Annotated in this window: 1 protein-coding gene; it reads left to right on the plus strand. The window is 73.4% G+C overall.

All coding sequences use genetic code 11. From position 1 onward, the window contains the following. A partial coding sequence (locus AC08ON_RS04395; RefSeq protein WP_476616510.1) for a hotdog family protein occupies nt 1-579 on the plus strand: 579 nt, incomplete at both ends.

Raw genomic sequence — 579 nt, forward strand, 5'->3', positions numbered from 1 at the left:
CGCTCGCCAGGGCCCGCGACGCGGCGAGCGTGCAGTCCGTGCTGCTGCGCTGCGCCGAGGCATACCGCGCGGGCGTGCTCGCGGACCTCGACATCGCTCAGCGGCCCGGGCGGCGGATCCCGTTGCCGGGCTACGTTTTCGGCGGATGCCGGCACTGGCCGCGGCCTGCGACCGACCAGGCATCCGCGCCGGCTCCAGCCACGCCCGCATGGCCCGCACCGGGCGCGGCGCTCCATCCTGAGCACCCGGTCATCAAGGACCACCGCATCGGCGGTCGCCGTTTGCTGCCAGGTATGGCGACCGTGGCCCTCGCGGTCGACGCGGCCGCTCGACGCGGCGTCACTCTGCCGCTCAACCTGCGCTCCGTCCAGTGGCTGCGTCCCCTGATCGTCGACTCCGCACAGCCTGTCGAGCTTTCCGTGACCGAGGGTAGCGGCGATCTCCGCTTCCAGCTCGGTCCGGACGAGCAGTGGCGCGTGCGAGGCCGGATCGTCACGCATGACGGTGCCGACTCCGACCTCGAACTCGACATCGCCGCGATCGCCGCGCGCTGCCCGGACACCCGAAGCGCCGACCGCC

The sequence above is a fragment of the Frankia sp. CoWAU3 genome (assembly GCF_977971855.1).